Source organism: Shewanella chilikensis (genome assembly GCF_002836945.1).
Taxonomy (GTDB): domain Bacteria; phylum Pseudomonadota; class Gammaproteobacteria; order Enterobacterales; family Shewanellaceae; genus Shewanella; species Shewanella chilikensis.
In genome coordinates, this window is record NZ_NIJM01000012.1 from 57,838 (window position 1) to 75,766 (window position 17,929).

Below are 17,929 nucleotides of genomic sequence, written 5' to 3' on the forward strand. Positions count from 1 at the left end.
ATTACCGATAACAACAGAGACAAAAACACCCGCCGGGGCGGGTGTTTTCAAGGGTATTGCAGACTAGTGGCTATCAGTTGCGCACCAGTTCCAGCTCTTTGAGCAGGTTGTCGGCATGATCCACTTCATCCATCATCCACAGAATGTAGCGGATATCCACGTGCACGGCGCGGGTGATGGTGGGGTTGAAGTACCAATCTTTGGTGATGGCTTCATAGGTGGAGTCAAAGTTGAGGCCAACCAGCTCGCCCTTGCCGTTAAACACAGGGGAGCCTGAGTTGCCTCCTGTGGTATCTACGCTGGAGAGGAAGTTAACCGGTACAGAGTTGAACTCGGCCGGGTTATCCAGACAGGAGAACAGGCGGCACAACCAGCTGCGGGGATCCTGATACAAGTGCTGCACCTTATGCTCGCCCAGTCGTCCCTGCTTGATGGCATCAAGCAGCTTCTGCGGTGCATTGTAGGGCTCGACACCTGTGTGCTTGGCGACTATGCCTTCCAACTTGGTAAAGGGTTGCTTGTAGAGCGCATCACGGGACTGATAGCCATCGACCATACCATAGCTGATCCTTAAGGTGCCGTTGGCATCCGGATAGACAGGCTTACCCATGGCCTTGTTATAGGCAATGATCGCCTTCATGTAGGCGGGGCGGGCGATGGACAGCTTACCGGCCAGTTCCTTGTCGGCTTTTTCCTGCGCCATATTGGTGTCGTACAGGGTCACTGCCATGCGAATGAAGGGATCGCTGCTGCTCTCGAAAGCTTCCGGCTTGGCCTGCATCCAGTTGAGGCGTTTCTCTTGGTCGGTCAACTCGGTCAGGGCATACATGCCTTCGAGCTTGTCGCCCAGGCTGATTCCTTGCTCGGGTGTCAGCAACTGGTCCATCACGGCGACCCGGTTATCCTGCGCCAGGTAGGCGTCGATATCCATTTGCCACAGTGTCTTGTCGACGCTGATATCGAAGCTGGAGTCAAGTCGCTTGAGACGGGCGGCGAACATCTTCATGTCACGCTCTTGATAACCCGCTTCGCGCTCGGCATCCGGTTTTTGGTTTTCTTTGGCCAGGCGATAAAGCTGCTTGGCGGCGCCGAGCAGGGCACTGGATTGAGCGTTGTCAAAATAGTAGCTCTGCTGATACTTGTGCTGTTGCTCGGTCAGCAGTTGTTCGAGCTCACTCAGTTGCGCCGTCAGCGGCTGTGCGTCTTTATCTTTGGCCAGCCAGTCGCGGAAGGCATTTTCCTCGACCTGCTTGATAGCGGCAATATCAGTGGCGTGGAAGCCATCCAACAAGCCGTTGAGTTTTTTCATCCGGTTGGCCATGCCGGCCAGAGTACCGGCATACTTGATGGCGATATCCTTGTCGGAAGCGCCCATACCCTCAATGGTGTCGATTCTGGCCTGATAGCGGGCGGCTTGAGTCGGGTAGAGCCAGTCGCTGGCGAATCTCAACTCTGAGGTCAGGCGGTAGCGGCTGGTTGAACCCGGGTAACCGGCCACAAATACGCCGTCACCGGCCTTGACGCCATCGGCATTGACCTTGAGGAAGCTCTTGGGCTGATAAGGCACGTTATCCTCGGCATAGGCCGCAGGCTTGCCATCCTTGCCGACATAGGCCCTGAGGAAGGTAAAGTCGCCGCTGTGGCGAGGGTATTCATAGTTATCTATGTCGCCACCGTAACCGCCAACACTCTCGGGTGGCGCATAAACCAGGCGCACATCGCGAATAATCAGCTGTTTGATCAGGTAGTATTCAAGTCCATTGTGGAAACTACGTACTGAGCAACGGTAGTTGTCGTCGGCTTCACACCCTTTGACCAGCGCCTTGCTGTTGGCCTGGATGGCTTCATAACGCGCCAGTGGCTCGGTCGGCAGATTGGCCGTTATCTTATCAGTGACATCTGTGACCGCCTCGGTGACATAGAGGCGCTCGTTGGGGCCGGCCGAAGGCTCCAGGCGTTGTTCTTTGGCCAAAAAGCCGTCGGCCAGATAGTTGTGTTCTTTGGTGCTGTTGTATTGGATACCCCGATAGGCACAGTGATGGTTGGTGACAACCAATCCTTGGGGTGAGACGAAACTGGCGGTACAATAGCCGAGGCCCACCACGGCGTTCATGGGGTACTTTCCGAGATCGGCCAGTTGCTCTGCCGGGATGGCGATGCCGCGCTCACTGAGCTTGTCGGCAATAGAGGGCATTTGGTAAGGTTGCCACTGCCCTTCATCGGCTATGGCGAGGCCAGAGGTCAGCGCCAAGGCTGCAGCCAATGCATTGCGCATGTTCATTCCTTATTTATTGTTAGTGTCCGTTTGGATATGAAAAACAGGTGATTGTAGGTGTAAAATTCCTGTTCTGATTGAACCGGGTTTTATATCACATTTTGCCTGATTGTTGGAGAGTTGGAGATTTATGCAACAGCAAGGTGCCTTTAAGGCCAAAGACAAGCGAAGAGACGTCCAGGTTGACGCGCTCAAGCTGCCTCCCCATTCCATTGAGGCGGAGCAATCCGTGCTCGGGGGACTGATGCTGGATGCAGAGGCCTGGGACAAGGTGTCCGAGGCCGTGGTCAGAGAAGACTTTTACTCCCGTTCCCACAGGCTGATTTTCGGTGCCATGCAAAAGCTGGTAGAAAACGGCCAACCCATAGATTTGATTACGGTTTCAGAACAACTGGAACTGACTGACGAGCTGGAAGATGCCGGTGGTTTTACCTATCTGGGTGAGATCGCCAAGAACACCCCCAGCGCCGGTAATATTCTCTCCTACGCCGAAATCGTGCGCGAGCGTGCCGTGGTGCGGGAGATGATCCGGGTAGCACATGAGATTGCCGATGCCGGTTATAATCCTGAGGGACGCGATTCAGGCGCCTTGCTGGACTTGGCCGAAACCAAGGTGTTCAAGATAGCCGAGCAGCGCGCCAACGCCAACGAGGGCCCGGAGGGGATCAAGACCATCCTCGAAAAAACCGTCGACAAGATTGAGCAGCTGTACAACAACCCGCACAACGGTGTGACCGGGGTATCCAGCGGTTTCTCCGATCTGGATAAGATGACCGCAGGTTTCCAATCCGGTGACCTGATCATTGTCGCGGCCCGTCCTTCCATGGGTAAGACCACCTTTGCGATGAACCTGTGTGAATATGCGGCGCTCAATGAAAACAAGCCAGTGCTTATTTTCAGTCTAGAGATGCCCTCGGAACAGATCATGATGCGTATGCTGGCGTCGCTTGGCCGGGTAGATCAGACCAAGATACGTACCGGCCAGCTGGATGATGATGATTGGGCGCGGGTGTCCTCTACCATGGGGATCATGCTCGAGCAGGGCAAGATGTATATCGATGACAGCTCGGGCCTGACGCCGACCGAAGTGCGCAGCAGGGCCAGGCGTATCGCCCGGGAATACGGCGGTCTGTCTATGATCATGGTCGACTACCTGCAGCTGATGCAGGTGCCGGCGCTGGCCGATAACCGGACCCTGGAAATTGCTGAAATCTCACGCTCGCTCAAGGCCTTGGCCAAGGAGCTGGAGATCCCGGTGATCGCTCTGTCGCAGCTGAACCGCTCATTGGAGCAAAGGGCCGATAAGCGCCCGGTAAACTCTGACTTGCGTGAGTCCGGCTCTATCGAGCAGGATGCGGACCTTATCATGTTTATTTATCGTGACGAGGTGTATAACGACGATTCGCCCGATAAAGGCACGGCAGAGATCATCATAGGTAAGCAACGTAACGGCCCCATCGGCCGGGTCAGGCTGACTTTCCAGGGGATGTTCTCCCGCTTTGACAATTACGCCGGTCCGCAATTTGAAGAGGACTAAACCTCTGCGGACGGTTTTCCCGGCGCGGCCAGAGAGCGCGCCATCCAATCCAAGATTGAAGGTAAGCTTTGAAACCCTTTCCCAGAGCAGAGATTAGCAGCCGGGCGCTGCAACATAATCTGGCCAGGCTGCGTGAGATCGCGCCCGCCAGCAAAGTTATTGCTGTCGTCAAGGCCAACGGCTATGGCCACGGCTCGCTGAACGTGGCCAAGAGCCTGAACAGTGCCGACGGCTTCGGTCTGGCGCGGCTCGAAGAAGCGTTGGAACTCAGGGCCGGTGGTGTAACGGCCAAGCTGTTGTTACTCGAAGGTTTTTTTCGCAGTACTGAGTTGCCTCTGCTGGTTGAGCATGACATAGACACTGTGGTGCATCATAACTCGCAGTTGCAGATGCTGGAGCAGGCCAAGCTGAATAAGCCGGTAACTGTTTGGCTCAAGGTCGACAGCGGCATGCACAGATTGGGTTTTCGCAGCGACGAGTTTAGCGATGTGTATCAGCGGCTGCTGGATTGCCCGCAAGTGGCTAAGCCCATCAATCTGATGACCCATTTCGCCTGTGCCGATGAGCCGGACAATGACTATACCCGCAAACAGTTGGAGCATTTCAACCAGCTCACCGCCGGGTTGGATGGTGACCGCAGTCTGGCCAACTCGGCCGGTGCCCTCTACTGGCCCAGCAGCCAGCAAAATTGGATCCGCCCGGGTATCGCCCTCTATGGAGTGTCGCCTGTGGTCGGTGACAGAGGCGCCAACCACGAATTGCAACCGGCCATGAGTCTGGTGTCACAGCTGATAGCCGTGCGTGAGCACAAGGCCGGGGAGAGCGTGGGTTACGGGAGTTTTTGGCGCTCATCAAGAGATACCCGCCTCGGCGTGGTGGCCATAGGTTATGGTGACGGTTATCCACGCAATGCTCCCGAAGGCACGCCTGTGTTGATAAATGGTCGCCGGGTGCCTGTGGTTGGCAGGGTGTCCATGGATATGCTGACTGTGGATCTGGGGCCGGATGCCCGGGACGCGGTCGGTGATGACGCCCTCTTATGGGGCCCGGCGTTACCGGTAGAAGAGGTGGCGGCTCATATCGAAACCGTGGCTTATGAACTGGTGACCAAGTTGACTCCCAGAGTGGCCGTCTGCCTCGATTGAGTGAGTCATGCCATTGAGTTGGCAAACAATAAAGGGCGCCTCGGCGCCCTTTGTCATTACTGATCCTCGAAACAGATCTCTATGTAGGCCGAGCCCTTGGGTGCGACAAAAGGCATGATGATCTTCTTGCCCTGGGCCTGATGGGAAATCTTGTGACCTATGCCGGAAACCACCACAGGGGTGGCCATTTCAAACTCATAGCCCTTGTCCGACAGCAGGTTCTTGGCGCCGCCGGTCACCATGTTGGTGATTTCCCCCACCAGATCTGTCACTTCTTCATTGATATTGCCGGGATTCTCTCCCAACATATTTTGCATTATCTCCAGGATCAGTCCTTGTTCAAAGGTGATTGACAGCGACCCTTTGGTCTGAGGGCCCACCATACCGATAAGCCCGGAGACATCACCTTTGGCCAGGTTGTCTGTCTTGAGTCTGGGCTTGCCCGGGGTCAACTGCATATTGGCCATGGTGGAAACTACGTTGAGGAGTGACTGGAGAAAGGGATTGATAAAAGTGACATTCATGCCGGATTTGTTCCTCTTGCTGCCAAGGGATGCGGATAGTGCAAGGCTAATCCATAAGTGGTTTGACTCCCGCCCACTGGATCACACTCTTATTAGCTTAGAACAATGGATTTGGCTTTGTGGCGATTTCTTGCCCGGAAAACAGTGCCCGGCATAAAAACCGGGCACAGAGCGAGCTTCAGGAGACTTTTTCGATTTTGGCCGGTAGCCCCTGGCGGGCCGAGGCGCCACTGGCCCAATCCACCAGAGGGTAGGAACCCGAGCGGCTGGGATCCAGCACGGCGAGATCGTTGAGGTTAACCCCGGCGCGGATCAGCGGGTTGGCGGCAACCTGCTTGTCATCTATGCTGAATGCTCGCGCGCCGAGCTCCTTGTGACCAAAGCCGTGTTCTATGGCGATGCACTCGGGATGCACACCGGCGACACATTCCACCAGTGCCAGCACACTGCCGTTGGGGGTGCTGATTTTCACTGTATCCCCCGTGGTTATCCCCAATCTTTGGGCCGTGTCTTTGTTGATCCGTACCGGATTATTGGGGTGCACCTGCCTGAGCCTGTCAGAGCCGATACTCATGGAGCTCATGGTGTGCGACTTGTAGCTCGACAGCAACATGGGCCAGGACTGGCGGTCGAAGGCTTGCCTGAGCGCTGTGCCATCGGCCAGGCGTTGACCATAGCTGCGCGGACAGCCACTGAGAAACTCGCCGCTCTGGGAGTGACGGCGACTGCCCACCTGGGGGTTCCACAGCATCATCGGCTTGGGCCAGACTTTGGTGGGGTTGCCTTCGGCGTCCCTGGCCTGGTTCATTGATTCGAACCGGCCACCGCGGGCATAGAGATAAGCCACCCTGGATGCTTCCTCTTCGCCGAGACGGGCCTTGAGTTCGGGAATAATCCTGGCAACCCCGGACCAATAGAGATCTTCCTTGCCGATGACAGGGACTTTCTCTCCCAACCAGGCGACGTTGGCGGCGCCGTAGAGAGAAAAGTCGGCGGCGCGGGTCAGCGGGTGGCGTGTGCCATCATGGGCCAGCACCGCATTTTCACCGAAGCCGGGCAAGGCCAGCGCCATGGCAATCCGGGTAAGAAAGCTTTCCATGCACACGGGATCGCCATCCACTGTGTGCTCCACCCTGGGTTTGACTATCGGCCAGCGGCCGGTGGCAATCTTGGTCATGGTGCCCTGCCAGGCCGAGGTCCAGCCCCAGGATTCATAGGTGAGGGTGTCAGGCACTATATAGTCGGACAATGCCGTGGTTTCGTTGATAAAACTGTCGATACTGATAAACAGCGGCAGCACCTTGGGATCTTTGAGCTTATCGCCTATGGCGGCGCCGAGCCCGGCCTGGCCATAGACAGGGTTGCCCATATGGTTGATCCAGGCCTTGAGCGAATAGGGGTAACCGTTGACCGCCGCAGTTAGATGCTCGCTCAGCATGGGCGCCGAAATCGGGAACCAGGGCTCCCTGGCCGGGTAGGGCGACTCGCCGGCCTGCTGCTTGCGCTTGTATTCCGAGCTTTTTTCATAGGGGAAACGGGAGCGTGACAGGAATACTCCCTTGGGCTGCACCATGCCGTCAAACTCGGCCAGATTGTAGCGTGGGCCTTTGCCGAAGGCCGGGAAAGTACCGCCCTTGGCCAGCGCGCCGCCCTTTTGGTTGATATTGCCTATCATGGCGTTGAGCATCATGATGGCCCAGGCGGTATAGAAGCCATCACTGCTCATGGTGCCGCCGTGGCTGATCACCGCCGCCTTGCTGCCATGGCTGGTGAACTTGTTGGCCAGGGCCTCAATCTCATCGACCGGCACATCGCATTCGGCGCTGTATTGCGCCAACGTCTTGAGCCGGGCCGATTCGGCCAGCAGGCTGAAACTGCTCTTGCAGGCCAGGCTCTGGCCATTTTGGCCTGTGAGTCTGCTGTCCACTTCGAGCTGCGCCTTGGGGCAGACCTCGGCGGCCATGGGTTCACCGCTGATGGCGTCCAGCACCAGCAAGGGGTCTTCATCACCGAAGGGCTTGCCGCTGAAGGCCAAACCCAATTCGCTGGCGTGCAGATATTGGCCGTATCTCGGATGCGCCTGGTCTGAATGCACCAGGAAACCGGCATTACTGAAACCGCGGAAACCGGCTGTTTTAGCGGCCTTGGCATTGGGAGCACTGAGAAACTCGGCGCTGTAGCGCTGATTGTCGATGATCCAGCGCAACATGGCCATCGCCAGCGAGGCGTCTGTGGCCGGGCGGATCGGCAACCAGACATTGTCCGGCGCCGACGCCAGGTTGGAGGTGTTGGGCAGCATGGGCGAAACCACAACATAGCTGAAGTTGCGGTTGTTGACCCTGGCATTGGCCAGTTGCCGTGCCTGGCGCTTGAAGGGGTTGCCGGACTGCTGCGGTGAAGTGCCGATGAACAGCAGAAACTCGGCATGATCCCAGTCCGGTTTCAAGTGGGCGTACTTTTTCAGATCGTCCAGCAAGGCGCCGGCACCGGCCCGATAGCTGAAGCCACAGTAAGAGCCGTGGTTGGCAAAGTTACGGGTGCCGAAGCTGTTGAAGGTGAAGCGTTTTATCAGCGTGTCCCGCCCCTCATCCGAGGCGTTGCTGACCAACAGCTGATTGGCCTTGGGGCCGTATTCAGGGTTGGCGGGATCCAAAGGCGTATTGAGATCGCGAATCGCCCTGAGTCCATCCACATGGCCTTCACCAAACAGATCGCCGCCTTCGACAACCTCCTTGAGCAACTGCTCGAATGCTATGCTCTGCCACTGGCCCGAACCTCTGGGGCCGACCCGTTTCAGGCAGCGTGTTACCCGATAGGGGCTGTCCAATAACTCCAGCATGGCGTTACCGCGGGCGCAGGCGGTGGAACGTCCGGCAAGCCCCTGCTCCTGCCAGGCGCTGGTGGACACCAGGGCATCGCGCACCGGGGTGTCAAAGTCCAGGTGTTCACGGGCCGACAGTGGATGATAAGGATTACCACTGATACGGATAATGCTGTCGGTTTCATTATCGATACGGGCCCGTACCCCGCACTTGGTCCAGCAGCCGAAACACATGGTATTGGCCAGACGCTGGTTGTCATTGGCGCTCAACTGGCCGCTATTCAGGTCGACTTTGAGCTCAGGTGCCAGCGAGTTGCCATGAATCGCTTCTTGGGTATTTTTGCCCGAGCTGCCATTGACCAGGCCTTTGCCTAGCTGGGTCAGGGTGTGGCTGTAGCCTGCAACAAACAGTCCGGTACCACCTGTGATGGCAGCCCCTTTGATAAAACGGCGTTTACTCTTGTCCATTATGCGGCTCCTTTCAGTCCGGTGGCAGACTGACGTATCAGTTCGGAAATCAGGGTGATCAGGGCCAGCCATAGGCCAAAGGTACCCAGGATCCCCAGCAGCCCCTGTGGGCCCCAGGGCAGTTCATAGAAGTAGGTGCCGGCGCCATACTTGGGATCTGTCTGCGCCTGGATAAGCACCAGCCAGCGAAAGCCCCAAGCCAGGTGGATGGCGGCAAAGCTGCCAAACAGCAAGGCCCAGCGGGGCAGATGTCTGAAGGCCAGCAGCAGCGCCAACAAGGCCAGGGTTGCCAGCACCCAGATAGCGGCCAGTTGCCAACTGGGGCTGTCGCCGAGCAGTAATCTGGCTTCATTGGCGCTGTTGCCGCCACTGAGAGCCCAGCCGATAAGCAACAGGGCAAACAGGGCGAAGGAGCCACGCAGCCAGAGCAGCAGCTGTTTGTCGGTCTCCTGCTTATGGCCATTGAACAGGCGGTTGAGCCAAATCAACATGCCACTGCCGGCGGCCAGGGCGCTGGCGGCGAACAGGGGCGGCAGCCAGTAGCTGTGCCACAGTGGCCTGGCCTTGATCGCCATGGTTTCCATGCCGGTGTAGAGGGCGATGCTCAGGCCGCTGAGCAGGGCAACCCAGGCCAGAGGCTTGAGCCAGGGCTCGCCTTGCCAGTTCCCCAGGCGTAACCAGTATCCCAGGCGGCTCCAGCCATCTTTGGGCTGAGTCGGAAGGGAAGGGCGCAGCAAGAGGTAGGCAAAGGCCAGCGCCGCTGCCATAAACAGCGGCAGTAACCAGGCGCCATACCACATCCAGGAATCCGGTCTGAGCTGCATATAGAAGTGCCAGGCGCGGGCGGGTTGGTGCAGATCGGCCAAGAGTGCCACAGGTGCCACTATGGCTGTGCTGAGGATCAGGCTGCCGCAGAGTGTCAGCAGGCGCTTATCTTTGGCGCCGGGGCGGATAATGGTCAGCGCCGCAATCCACACCGCGGAATAGGCCAGTCCCATCATAAAGAAGTACTGCACCGCCCAGGGTAACCAGGTGATGGCGATATCCGGGGTCAAGATCTCTTTAATGTCCATGGTGCAACTCCTCTCCAGTGGCGGTCATCAGGCTGCGAACCGGCGCTTCGCCGCGGATCCTTTCTTCAAATGCGGCTGTCATCCCCAGATAGAATACGCAGGGCGAGGTTTCGGCCGAGGGCTTGAGTACCTTGATCTCGTCTCTGTGCTCGGCCAGCATGCGACTGATTTGGCTGCCGGGATCGTTGAGATCGCCGATGATCCTGGCTTCACCGACACAGGTTTCGACGCAGGCGGGCAGCAAGCCTGCTTCCAGCCGATGGGCGCAGAAGGTGCACTTGTCGGCGGTGTTGGTGTCATGGTTGATAAAGCGCGCATCGTAGGGGCAGGCCTGGACACAGTAACCGCAGCCAACACACCAGTGGCTGTCGACTACCACTATGCCGTCCTGGCGCTGGAATGTGGCGCCTGTGGGGCAAACCGGGATGCAGGGTGGGTTTTCGCAGTGGTTGCAGAGCCTGGGCAGCATCATAAAGGCGCTTTCCTGCCCTTGGGTCACTTCATACTGGTTGACTGTGGTACGAAACTGCCCCAATGGGGGTTGGTTTTCTATGGTGCAGGCGACAGTACAAGCCTGGCAACCGACGCAGCGGCGCAGATCGATCAGCATGCCATAGCGTTTGCCACTGGTTGCCTTGGGCTTGGAAGTCGATGCCTGGGCGACGGGCAAAAACGCAGCTCCGGCGCTGATGGCGGCGATTTGCCCCAGTAGTTGACGTTTACTCTTGTCCATACAGACTCCTGAGTCTTGCGGCGATTGGAAACCCACCGGGCTCCTGTTGCCTGTATTCTCGGCAACTGGCGCCCTTGGTCTCTATAGTGGTTTTCCACATATCGGGGCCGCTATTGATCCAGCGCAAGAAATTGAGGCTAGAATGGCGGGCAGACTGATGCTGACCCAGCCGCTTGTGGCCGCAAGATTTCCTAACCGGAGCTAAAACCAAGAGATGAGAACCCTGTATCTGCTGTGTTATCTGTTTGCGGCTGTACTGCTCGGCCATTGGCCGTCAGCTGCGGCAGCGACTGAGCCTTTGCCGCTATCAGGCCCAGCCATGACAACCGGAGTGTTGACCGATAAGGCGGTGGTGGATATAGGCGTGTTGGCTACCCGGGGCTACAGCGACAGCATCAACCGCTGGCAACCCACCATGAATTGGCTCGAGCAGCAGATCCCGGGATATTACTTTCGCCTGCACCCCTTGACGCTGGAGCAACTGTCGCAGGCGGTGGCCGCCCAGGAGCTGGACTTTGTGATCACCAACCCAGGTCAATCTGTACTGTTGGCGCGGCAGTATTCCCTAAGCTGGCTGGCGACCCTCAAGAGCCGCCTCAACGCCGGTGAGCCGATGCAGGTGGGTTCGGCGCTGGTGGTAAGAAGCGAGTCCAGCCTGCAACATCTGCAAGATCTCAGGCACAAGCGCCTGGGGATAGTCTCGACCCAGGCCTTCGGCGGCTACCTGACCTTGGTGTATGAAGCGCGGCTCAAGCAGATTGATCTGCCAAGCTATGTGGCCGAGATCCAATCTTTGGGATTCCCGCTGGATAATCTGCTCTATCGCCTGCGCGATGGCAGCATAGACGCCGCCGTGGTGCCAGTCTGCCAGTTGGAGCAGATGGCGGCGGAGGGGCTTATCGATGCCGGGCATTATCGGGTGCTGGACAACCAGGCGCCGGCAGGGTTTGCCTGCGAGGTGTCGACCCGCCTCTATCCCAACTGGTCTATGGCCAAGACCAGCCGTGCCGGTCAGGGGCTGGCCAAGCAGTTGACCTTGGCCCTGTTGGCACTGCCGGAAGACAGTGAGGCGGCCAAAATGTCCGGCTCGCTGGGGTGGACCACGGCGGTCAGTCAACTGGCCATTGATAAGCTGCTCAAGGATCTGGACCTGCACCCATTGCAGGCGCCTTGGTGGCAAAGGGCGTTGCAGTGGCTCAAGGCCCACAGTCATTGGGGCTGGAGCTTGCTGGCGCTGCTGGTGCTGCTCAACGGTTATCACTTCTGGCTCGAATACAGTTTCAGCCGCCGCGGCCGGGAACTGGCCAAGGCCCAGCGGCAACTGAGTGAAAACCTCAGTCTGCTGGAACATGCCCAGCGGGCGGCGGTGGCTGGTGAACTGGGCGCCAGCCTGGCCCATGAGCTGAACCAACCTTTGGCGGCCATAGGCAACTATTGCCACGGCGCCAGTGTCAGGCTGCAACAGGGGCAACTGGACAAGTTGCCCCTGGCACTGGAACAGATACAGGCGGAAGTGGGCCGCGCCCACGGTATCATTCAAAGGCTCAGGGGGCTTTTGAAAAAGCGCCCGCCGCAAAAGCAGTTGCAGCCGTTCAGCCCCTTGCTGAGCGAGACGCTTATTCTGCTGGGGCATGAACTGGAGAAACAAGCGATCCGCGTCGATTGGCAGATTGTCGGCGAAGAAAGCCCCATGCAACTGGATACGGTCGCCATGCAGCAACTCTTGTTGAATCTGCTTAAGAATGCCATCGAAGCCTTGGCTGAAGAGCCTAAAGCCGAGCGAATTATTGCGCTGCGGCTGGATTATCAATCTCAGCCCGGCAAGCTCTTGCTGGAAGTGCAGGACAATGGCCCAGGGCTTAAACAGGATGGCAAGAGCCTGATGCAGGCCTTTACCAGTACCAAGACAGATGGCCTGGGTCTGGGGCTGGTGATCTGCCGCGAAATCGCCGAGAGCCATGGCGGCAGCATCAGTCTGCTGCAGCCGCCTGAGGGCGGTTGTCTGGTCACTGTGGTGCTGGCTTAAACCCGTTTTGCCAAGGAGAAAGAAAAATGCCGGGACAATTTGCGGCCCAAAACAGTTCACCAACCGATGACAAGCGTCAGTCGGTCTATCTGGTGGATGACGATGATTCGGTGCGGCGTTCGTTGGGCTTTATGCTGGAAGGCTATGGTTTTGAGGTGCAGGCCTTTGAAGATGCAGAGCATTTTCTCAAGGCGCAGCTACTGGATCTGCCCGGCTGCCTGATCCTCGATATGCGTATGCCAGGGCTCAGTGGGGCGCAGCTGCAGCAGCTGCTCAACGAGCGTAATAGCCCGTTGGCGGTGATCTTTCTCACCGGTCATGGCGACGTGCCGCTGGCGGTGGATGCGCTTAAATCCGGCGCGGTGGACTTTTTTCAAAAACCCGCCGATGGCGCTCGCCTGGCCGAGGCGGTCACCAAGGCGCTGAATCACTCTGCCGAAATCGCCAAGCGACGAAAGCTGCAAGGTATCTATCAGGCGCTGACTCCGAGAGAGAAAGAGATATTGCATCTCATCGCCAAGGGCTATAAGAACCAGCAGATAGCCGACGAACTCTGCATCGCCATGCGCACAGTGGAGATCCACAGATCCAACCTGATGAAGGGCATGCAGGTGAGCTCGCTGGCTGAAATGTTGTTGATTTATGCCGGGATAGAGACAGAGTTTGAGTAACTCAGATCCAAAGTCTTCGGCGGCAACAGAATGACCTTTGATTCGGGTTTATGAGCGGGATTTATCTACGGCTGTCGTTTTATGGCCGCAGAGGGTAAAATAGCGGCCCATTTTTTGCGTACCGGATCTGTGAATGCCAAGCCCTATCGATGCCAACCGCCGTTTTTCCATTGCCCCCATGCTCGATTGGACGGACCGCCACTATCGTTACTTTGCCCGGCTGATGTCGAGTCAGACGCTGCTCTACACTGAGATGGTGACCACAGGTGCGATACTGCATGGCAAGGGCGATTATCTGGCTTATAACCAGGAAGAGCACCCGCTGGCATTGCAACTGGGTGGCTCCAATGTTGAGGATCTGGCCCGCTGCGCCGAAATCGCCCGGCAAAGGGGGTATGACGAAGTTAACCTCAATGTGGGATGCCCTTCGGATAGAGTACAGAACGGCCGCTTTGGTGCTTGTTTGATGGAAGAGCCCGAGCTGGTGGCCCATTGCGTCGATGCCATGCGCCAGAAGGTGGATATTCCGGTGACGGTCAAGACCCGCATCGGCATAGATGACAAAGATTCCTACGAATTTCTTGGTGACTTCATTACCAAGGTGAGTGCCGCCGGCTGCGATACTTTCATCATTCATGCCCGCAAGGCCTGGTTGCAGGGGCTTAGTCCCAAGGAAAACCGTGAGATCCCGCCATTGGATTATCCCCGGGTGTATCAATTGAAGCAGGATTTTCCCGGCCTGCATATCAGCATCAATGGTGGTATCAAGAGCTTTGAAGATATGCATACCCATCTGGCCCAGCTGGACGGGGTGATGGTGGGGCGAGAAGCCTACCAAAATCCCTATCTGCTGGCCGAGGTGGATCAGAAGATCTTTGGCCTCGATAGCCAGGTTATGAGTCGCGATCAGGTGGTGGATGCCATGTTGCCCTATGTGGAAGCTCATCTGCAGTCGGGTGGCCGCTTGAATCATATCAGCAGACACATGACTGGCCTTTATCAGGGGATCCCCGGTTCTCGCAGTTGGCGCCGTCATCTGAGCGAGAATGCCCACAAGCCGGGTGCCGGTATCGAAGTGCTGCTTAAGGCTCGTGAAATGATGCACAGCGGAGTTTGACCTTGCTGTAATACCCGAGTGGTGAAAATCGCTATGGTGATAGTGCTTTTTACCAACAGATAGGAAATTGCTGTATTTTTGTGCTGTTACGGTCGGTCATTCAGTGTTAATGATTGGCCGTTTTTATTTTTATTTCATTTAATATCATATCCTTAATCGAAACTTTTCCCAGTTGGCACGCCCTTTGAATTAGTCATCTTGACCGCTGACCCGTTCAGCTTAACCAGAAAGGGATGACAAGCATGAAAACTTCCAACCTGACTATTCAATCTTTGCTTCTTGGCGTTGTTTTAGCTTCAGCCAGTGTTTCAGCCCAGGCCGATGTACTGCCTACTCAACCTATCCTCAGTGCTGTTGAGCAGAACCTGAGTCAGCAGGCTCAGACCATGTTGCTCAGTGCCAAGCGCGAAATGCTGGCCTCTCTGCAACAGGAACTGGAGCGTAGCGTGGCCCAACTGAGCGACGAGATGACTCAAGAAACCCTGAGTCAGATCACCGAGTTACCCGTGGAGACCAGTGTTCTGACCCAAGCCAAGGATTGAGGTGCCTATGTGGATAAATAGCACCTTGGCACTACTGATGTTTCTGCCGTTGCTTGGTTACACCCTGATGGCGTTGTTAGCCTGCGGTGCCCGGCAGATACAGTTAACGAGATAATCGGAGTCAGCTATGTTTGATTTGGAACGCACACTCAAGGGAAATTCTTCCATCGTCTGTGGCCTATGCCGCGATATGGCCGAGCGTTTTGGCTGGTCGGTATTCTGGACCCGCATTGTTGCCGCAGTCATCACTCTGATGCACCCATTGCTCGGATTGACGGCTTACTTTGCCCTGGCACTGCTGTGGCCCAAGTGGGTGAAATGAGTATGTATAACAAGAGTCGAAACAAGCACAGAAGATATAGGTTGCTGTCTCAGTTACTGGTGTGGAGCATAGTCGGCGCGCTGATCCTTATGGTCTCTCTGCTCAGCCGCGAGTTTATGTCAGTGGGGATCTGGGGTAGCCCGTTTTTATGGCTGGATGCCGAGAACTGGAGTTGGGTGTTGACCCTGATAACCGCGATGCTGGCATTGGTGTGGGCCGCAATGACTTTCAGTGTGTTGGCTGTGGTGTGCGTACTTTGTGTTGCTGCGGCATTACTGATGTTTATCAGCGGCTTTGCAATGATTTGGCCCGTGCTGGTTTTGGCATTGGCAGTATGGGGGATAGGCAAGTCCAGTCAATGGCAGGAGTAGTGTTGCTGCGACTGGCTTGGTGTCAGCCCAGCCGCAGCAACATTGGATTCAGCCTCGATGATTTAGCCTTTGTTGAGAAACTGGCGGAAAACCGCTTTGGCTTCATCGCTCTGCAGACGTTGGCCGAAGAGTTCCAACTCCTGATGCATCTGGTGTTGTACCCGGCTCTTGTGTGGCCGCATAAGTTGTCTGGTGAGTTGCAGCGCCTGAGGTGGCTTGGAAGCCAAGGCTTTGGCCTTTTCCAGCGCATAAGGTAAGAGTTCCACCGGACTCAACATGCGGTTGATGAGTTTGAGATCCAGCGCCGTTTCGGCATCGAAACTTTCGCCCAGCAACAGCAGCTCAGAGGCCTTTTGGTAACCGACCAACTCAGGCAGTAGCAGGCTGGATCCGGCTTCAGGCACTAGTGCCAGGTCGATAAAGGGCAAACGGAACTGGGCTGTGTTATCGGCATAGACCAGGTCACAATGCAGCAGCAGCGTGGTGCCAATTCCGACAGCAGCGCCGCTGACGGCGGCGACCAAGGGCTTTTTCAGCTCCAGCAGGCAAAAGAGAAACCGCACCGCTGGGTGGTTGGGCCCCAGATCCGGCTGCTTGAGAAAATCCGCTACATCGTTGCCTGAAGTAAAGCAGTTTTCACTGCCTGTCAGCAGAAAGGCACGGATCTCGTTGTCCGCTTCCCCCTGGATCAGGTATTCTGTAAGCTGCTTATACATATCGAGATCGAGGGCGTTACGTTTATCCGGGCGGTTAAAACGTATGATACGTACACCCTGCTCATCCTGAACCTGAATCGTGCTCATTCGTTGTTTCCTTTACTGACGAAATGGGTTTTACATGGAGTTTAAGACATAGATGGCGATATTCAAACAACTGTTTAAAGTTATCTTGCTGGCCGGCATCAGTGCCAGCGCCTTCGCCTCGAACATAATGCTCGAACAAGGATATATCCGGGCCATGCCTGCTTCTGTTCCCAATACGGCGGCGTATCTGACACTCAGCAACCATGGTCCGGCGACTGAGCTGGTTTCTGCCAGTACCCCTGTGGCCCGTGAAGCCATGCTGCATACTCTGATTGAAGAAGACGGCCTGGTTAAAATGCGCCATGTGGCGGCTTTCCCGCTGCCTGAGCATGGCCAGTTGACGCTACAAAGCAGCGGCGATCACATCATGATCATGGGCCTCAAGGCGCCGTTGCAGCTGGGGCAAAAAGTGCCTGTGACACTGGGTTTTGCCAATGGTGAAACCCTCAATATTGAACTCGAAGTAAAATCCCCCCATGATGCTCCTGCAGCGCAAGAGCATCATCACCATCATTAAGGAGAACCCGGGATGCAAATGACATGGAAAAAAGGTGTCGGTGCTGCGGCCATAGTGTTCGTTATCGCATACGGCATCAGTGTTTGGTGGAGTATTGAACCCGATGTATTGACCCCTGAGGTGATGACATCGGAAAAGGGCGAAAAGATAACAGGTTATGCCACCACCAGCGCGCTGATCAATACCATGGAGACCTTGCTGGATAAGCAAGGAGGCTGGTTGTCCAACGACATGATGCCGCCTTCTGTGATGATGGACAACATGCCGGCGTTTGAATTCGGCGCCTTGGAACAGGTGCGGGATCTCGCCTTGATCATGCGCAAAGAGTTCAGCCGCTCCCAGTCGCAGTCCACCGCCGACAAAGATCTGCTGGAAGCGCACTCCAAGCTGAATATCGAGCACACCAGTTGGCTGGTGCCCAGTGCTGAGAGCGAGTATCGCGATGCTATCAAGCTATTGAAGGTTTACCGGGCGCGGATGATGGATCCCAATAACCCGGATGCCCAGTTTTATGCCCGCGCCGACAACCTCAATGAATGGTTGAAAGAGGTGCAGAAGCGTTTGGGCAGCATGTCGCAGCGTCTGGCCGCCAGTGTTGGTCAGGAGAGGCTGAATACCGATCTGGCCGGCGACAGTGCCGCCCGTCAGTCGACCCCCAACCTGGCGAGTCAGCAGATAAAGACCAGCTGGTGGCAAATAGACGATGTCTTCTATGAATCCAGAGGCTCTGCCTGGGCCTTGCTGAATTTCATGAAGGCGGTAGAGGTCGATTTTGCTGACGTACTGAAGAAAAAGAATGCCGAAGTGAGTCTCAAACAGATCATCCGTGAACTGGAAGCGACTCAGCAAACAGTCTGGAGCCCAATGATCCTCAACGGTTCCGGATTCGGTTTGGTGGCCAACCATTCTTTGGTGATGGCCAACTATGTGTCCCGCGCCAATGCCGCGGTGATTGATTTAACCAACTTGCTTTCACAGGGTTAA

At 56.4% G+C, this 17,929-nt stretch carries 16 protein-coding genes; 10 read left to right on the plus strand and 6 right to left on the minus strand.

Features of this window, described 5'->3' with window-relative positions; all coding sequences use genetic code 11:
• Nucleotides 1-73: 73 nt before the first annotated feature.
• On the minus strand, nt 74-2,275 hold the full coding sequence (locus CX651_RS06535) for a S46 family peptidase (protein WP_101054910.1): 2,202 nt from the start codon (nt 2,273-2,275) through the stop codon (nt 74-76).
• A gap of 130 nt (nt 2,276-2,405) precedes the next feature.
• On the opposite strand from CX651_RS06535, the gene dnaB reads away from it, so the two are divergent.
• Together dnaB and alr are read left to right on the plus strand one after the other, a co-directional pair.
• A complete protein-coding gene (dnaB, locus tag CX651_RS06540; protein WP_025009346.1) occupies nt 2,406-3,812 on the plus strand; it encodes a replicative DNA helicase in 1,407 nt (468 codons plus the stop codon).
• A 68-nt stretch (nt 3,813-3,880) separates the two neighbouring features.
• Entirely contained in the window at nt 3,881-4,957 is a 1,077-nt protein-coding gene (gene alr, locus CX651_RS06545; protein ID WP_101054913.1) for an alanine racemase, read from the plus strand.
• A 56-nt stretch (nt 4,958-5,013) separates the two neighbouring features.
• On the opposite strand, the gene CX651_RS06550 is transcribed toward alr, so the two are convergent.
• The 4 genes from CX651_RS06550 to dsrO all read right to left on the minus strand — a co-directional run bounded on the left by CX651_RS06550 (nt 5,014) and on the right by dsrO (nt 10,576).
• The gene (locus tag CX651_RS06550) at nt 5,014-5,481 is read right to left on the minus strand and encodes a chemotaxis protein CheX (RefSeq protein WP_101054915.1); all 468 of its coding nucleotides are present in this window, start codon (nt 5,479-5,481) and stop codon (nt 5,014-5,016) included.
• Between the two features lie 178 nt (nt 5,482-5,659).
• Complete coding sequence (locus tag CX651_RS06555) at nt 5,660-8,770, minus strand: tetrathionate reductase subunit A (protein WP_101054917.1); 3,111 nt, start codon at nt 8,768-8,770, stop codon at nt 5,660-5,662.
• Entirely contained in the window at nt 8,770-9,843 is a 1,074-nt protein-coding gene (gene nrfD / locus CX651_RS06560; protein WP_101054919.1) for an NrfD/PsrC family molybdoenzyme membrane anchor subunit, read from the minus strand. Before nrfD ends, CX651_RS06555 begins: the two co-directional genes overlap by 1 nt.
• Complete coding sequence (gene dsrO / locus CX651_RS06565; RefSeq protein ID WP_101054921.1) at nt 9,833-10,576, minus strand: sulfate reduction electron transfer complex DsrMKJOP subunit DsrO; 744 nt, start codon at nt 10,574-10,576, stop codon at nt 9,833-9,835. The genes nrfD and dsrO overlap by 11 nt, the downstream gene beginning before the upstream one ends.
• 214 nt (nt 10,577-10,790) lie before the next feature.
• Here dsrO and CX651_RS06570 point away from each other — a divergent pair, with 214 nt between their 5' ends.
• From CX651_RS06570 to CX651_RS06595, 6 genes are all read left to right on the plus strand, one after another.
• Entirely contained in the window at nt 10,791-12,602 is a 1,812-nt protein-coding gene (locus tag CX651_RS06570; protein ID WP_101054923.1) for a sensor histidine kinase, read from the plus strand.
• A 26-nt stretch (nt 12,603-12,628) separates the two neighbouring features.
• On the plus strand, nt 12,629-13,273 hold the full coding sequence (locus CX651_RS06575; protein ID WP_101054925.1) for a response regulator transcription factor: 645 nt from the start codon (nt 12,629-12,631) through the stop codon (nt 13,271-13,273).
• A 133-nt stretch (nt 13,274-13,406) separates the two neighbouring features.
• Nucleotides 13,407-14,390, plus strand: a complete 984-nt coding sequence (gene dusA, locus CX651_RS06580) for a tRNA dihydrouridine(20/20a) synthase DusA (protein ID WP_101054927.1) — start codon at nt 13,407-13,409, stop codon at nt 14,388-14,390.
• A gap of 242 nt (nt 14,391-14,632) precedes the next feature.
• The gene (locus CX651_RS06585) at nt 14,633-14,932 is read left to right on the plus strand and encodes a hypothetical protein (protein ID WP_101054929.1); all 300 of its coding nucleotides are present in this window, start codon (nt 14,633-14,635) and stop codon (nt 14,930-14,932) included.
• Between the two features lie 127 nt (nt 14,933-15,059).
• Complete coding sequence (locus tag CX651_RS06590) at nt 15,060-15,254, plus strand: PspC domain-containing protein (protein WP_025009353.1); 195 nt, start codon at nt 15,060-15,062, stop codon at nt 15,252-15,254.
• Nucleotides 15,251-15,625: a hypothetical protein gene (locus CX651_RS06595; protein ID WP_129585965.1), complete on the plus strand. Its 375-nt coding sequence runs from the start codon at nt 15,251-15,253 to the stop codon at nt 15,623-15,625. Before CX651_RS06590 ends, CX651_RS06595 begins: the two co-directional genes overlap by 4 nt.
• Nucleotides 15,626-15,687: 62 nt before the next feature.
• Here the strand turns inward: CX651_RS06595 and CX651_RS06600 are convergent, their stop codons facing one another.
• Nucleotides 15,688-16,428 (minus strand): enoyl-CoA hydratase, encoded by a 741-nt coding sequence (locus CX651_RS06600; RefSeq protein WP_101054931.1) that lies wholly within the window; start codon nt 16,426-16,428, stop codon nt 15,688-15,690.
• Between the two features lie 52 nt (nt 16,429-16,480).
• Here CX651_RS06600 and CX651_RS06605 point away from each other — a divergent pair, with 52 nt between their 5' ends.
• Together CX651_RS06605 and CX651_RS06610 are read left to right on the plus strand one after the other, a co-directional pair.
• A complete protein-coding gene (locus tag CX651_RS06605) occupies nt 16,481-16,945 on the plus strand; it encodes a copper chaperone PCu(A)C (protein WP_165564466.1) in 465 nt (154 codons plus the stop codon).
• Between the two features lie 12 nt (nt 16,946-16,957).
• Nucleotides 16,958-17,929 (plus strand): DUF2333 family protein, encoded by a 972-nt coding sequence (locus CX651_RS06610; protein ID WP_101054933.1) that lies wholly within the window; start codon nt 16,958-16,960, stop codon nt 17,927-17,929.

Bases quoted from the DNA above. Each gene is read 5' to 3' on its own strand.
- CX651_RS06535 (WP_101054910.1), bottom strand. From the start codon at position 2,275: ATGCGCAATGCATTGGCTGCAGCCTTGGCGCTGACCTCTGGCCTCGCC.
- dnaB (WP_025009346.1), top strand. From the start codon at position 2,406: ATGCAACAGCAAGGTGCCTTTAAGGCCAAAGACAAGCGAAGAGACGTC.
- CX651_RS06550 (WP_101054915.1), bottom strand. From the start codon at position 5,481: ATGAATGTCACTTTTATCAATCCCTTTCTCCAGTCACTCCTCAACGTA.
- CX651_RS06555 (WP_101054917.1), bottom strand. From the start codon at position 8,770: ATGGACAAGAGTAAACGCCGTTTTATCAAAGGGGCTGCCATCACAGGT.
- nrfD (WP_101054919.1), bottom strand. From the start codon at position 9,843: ATGGACATTAAAGAGATCTTGACCCCGGATATCGCCATCACCTGGTTA.
- dsrO (WP_101054921.1), bottom strand. From the start codon at position 10,576: ATGGACAAGAGTAAACGTCAACTACTGGGGCAAATCGCCGCCATCAGC.
- CX651_RS06570 (WP_101054923.1), top strand. From the start codon at position 10,791: ATGAGAACCCTGTATCTGCTGTGTTATCTGTTTGCGGCTGTACTGCTC.
- CX651_RS06575 (WP_101054925.1), top strand. From the start codon at position 12,629: ATGCCGGGACAATTTGCGGCCCAAAACAGTTCACCAACCGATGACAAG.
- dusA (WP_101054927.1), top strand. From the start codon at position 13,407: ATGCCAAGCCCTATCGATGCCAACCGCCGTTTTTCCATTGCCCCCATG.
- CX651_RS06585 (WP_101054929.1), top strand. From the start codon at position 14,633: ATGAAAACTTCCAACCTGACTATTCAATCTTTGCTTCTTGGCGTTGTT.
- CX651_RS06590 (WP_025009353.1), top strand. From the start codon at position 15,060: ATGTTTGATTTGGAACGCACACTCAAGGGAAATTCTTCCATCGTCTGT.
- CX651_RS06595 (WP_129585965.1), top strand. From the start codon at position 15,251: ATGAGTATGTATAACAAGAGTCGAAACAAGCACAGAAGATATAGGTTG.
- CX651_RS06600 (WP_101054931.1), bottom strand. From the start codon at position 16,428: ATGAGCACGATTCAGGTTCAGGATGAGCAGGGTGTACGTATCATACGT.
- CX651_RS06605 (WP_165564466.1), top strand. From the start codon at position 16,481: ATGGCGATATTCAAACAACTGTTTAAAGTTATCTTGCTGGCCGGCATC.
- CX651_RS06610 (WP_101054933.1), top strand. From the start codon at position 16,958: ATGCAAATGACATGGAAAAAAGGTGTCGGTGCTGCGGCCATAGTGTTC.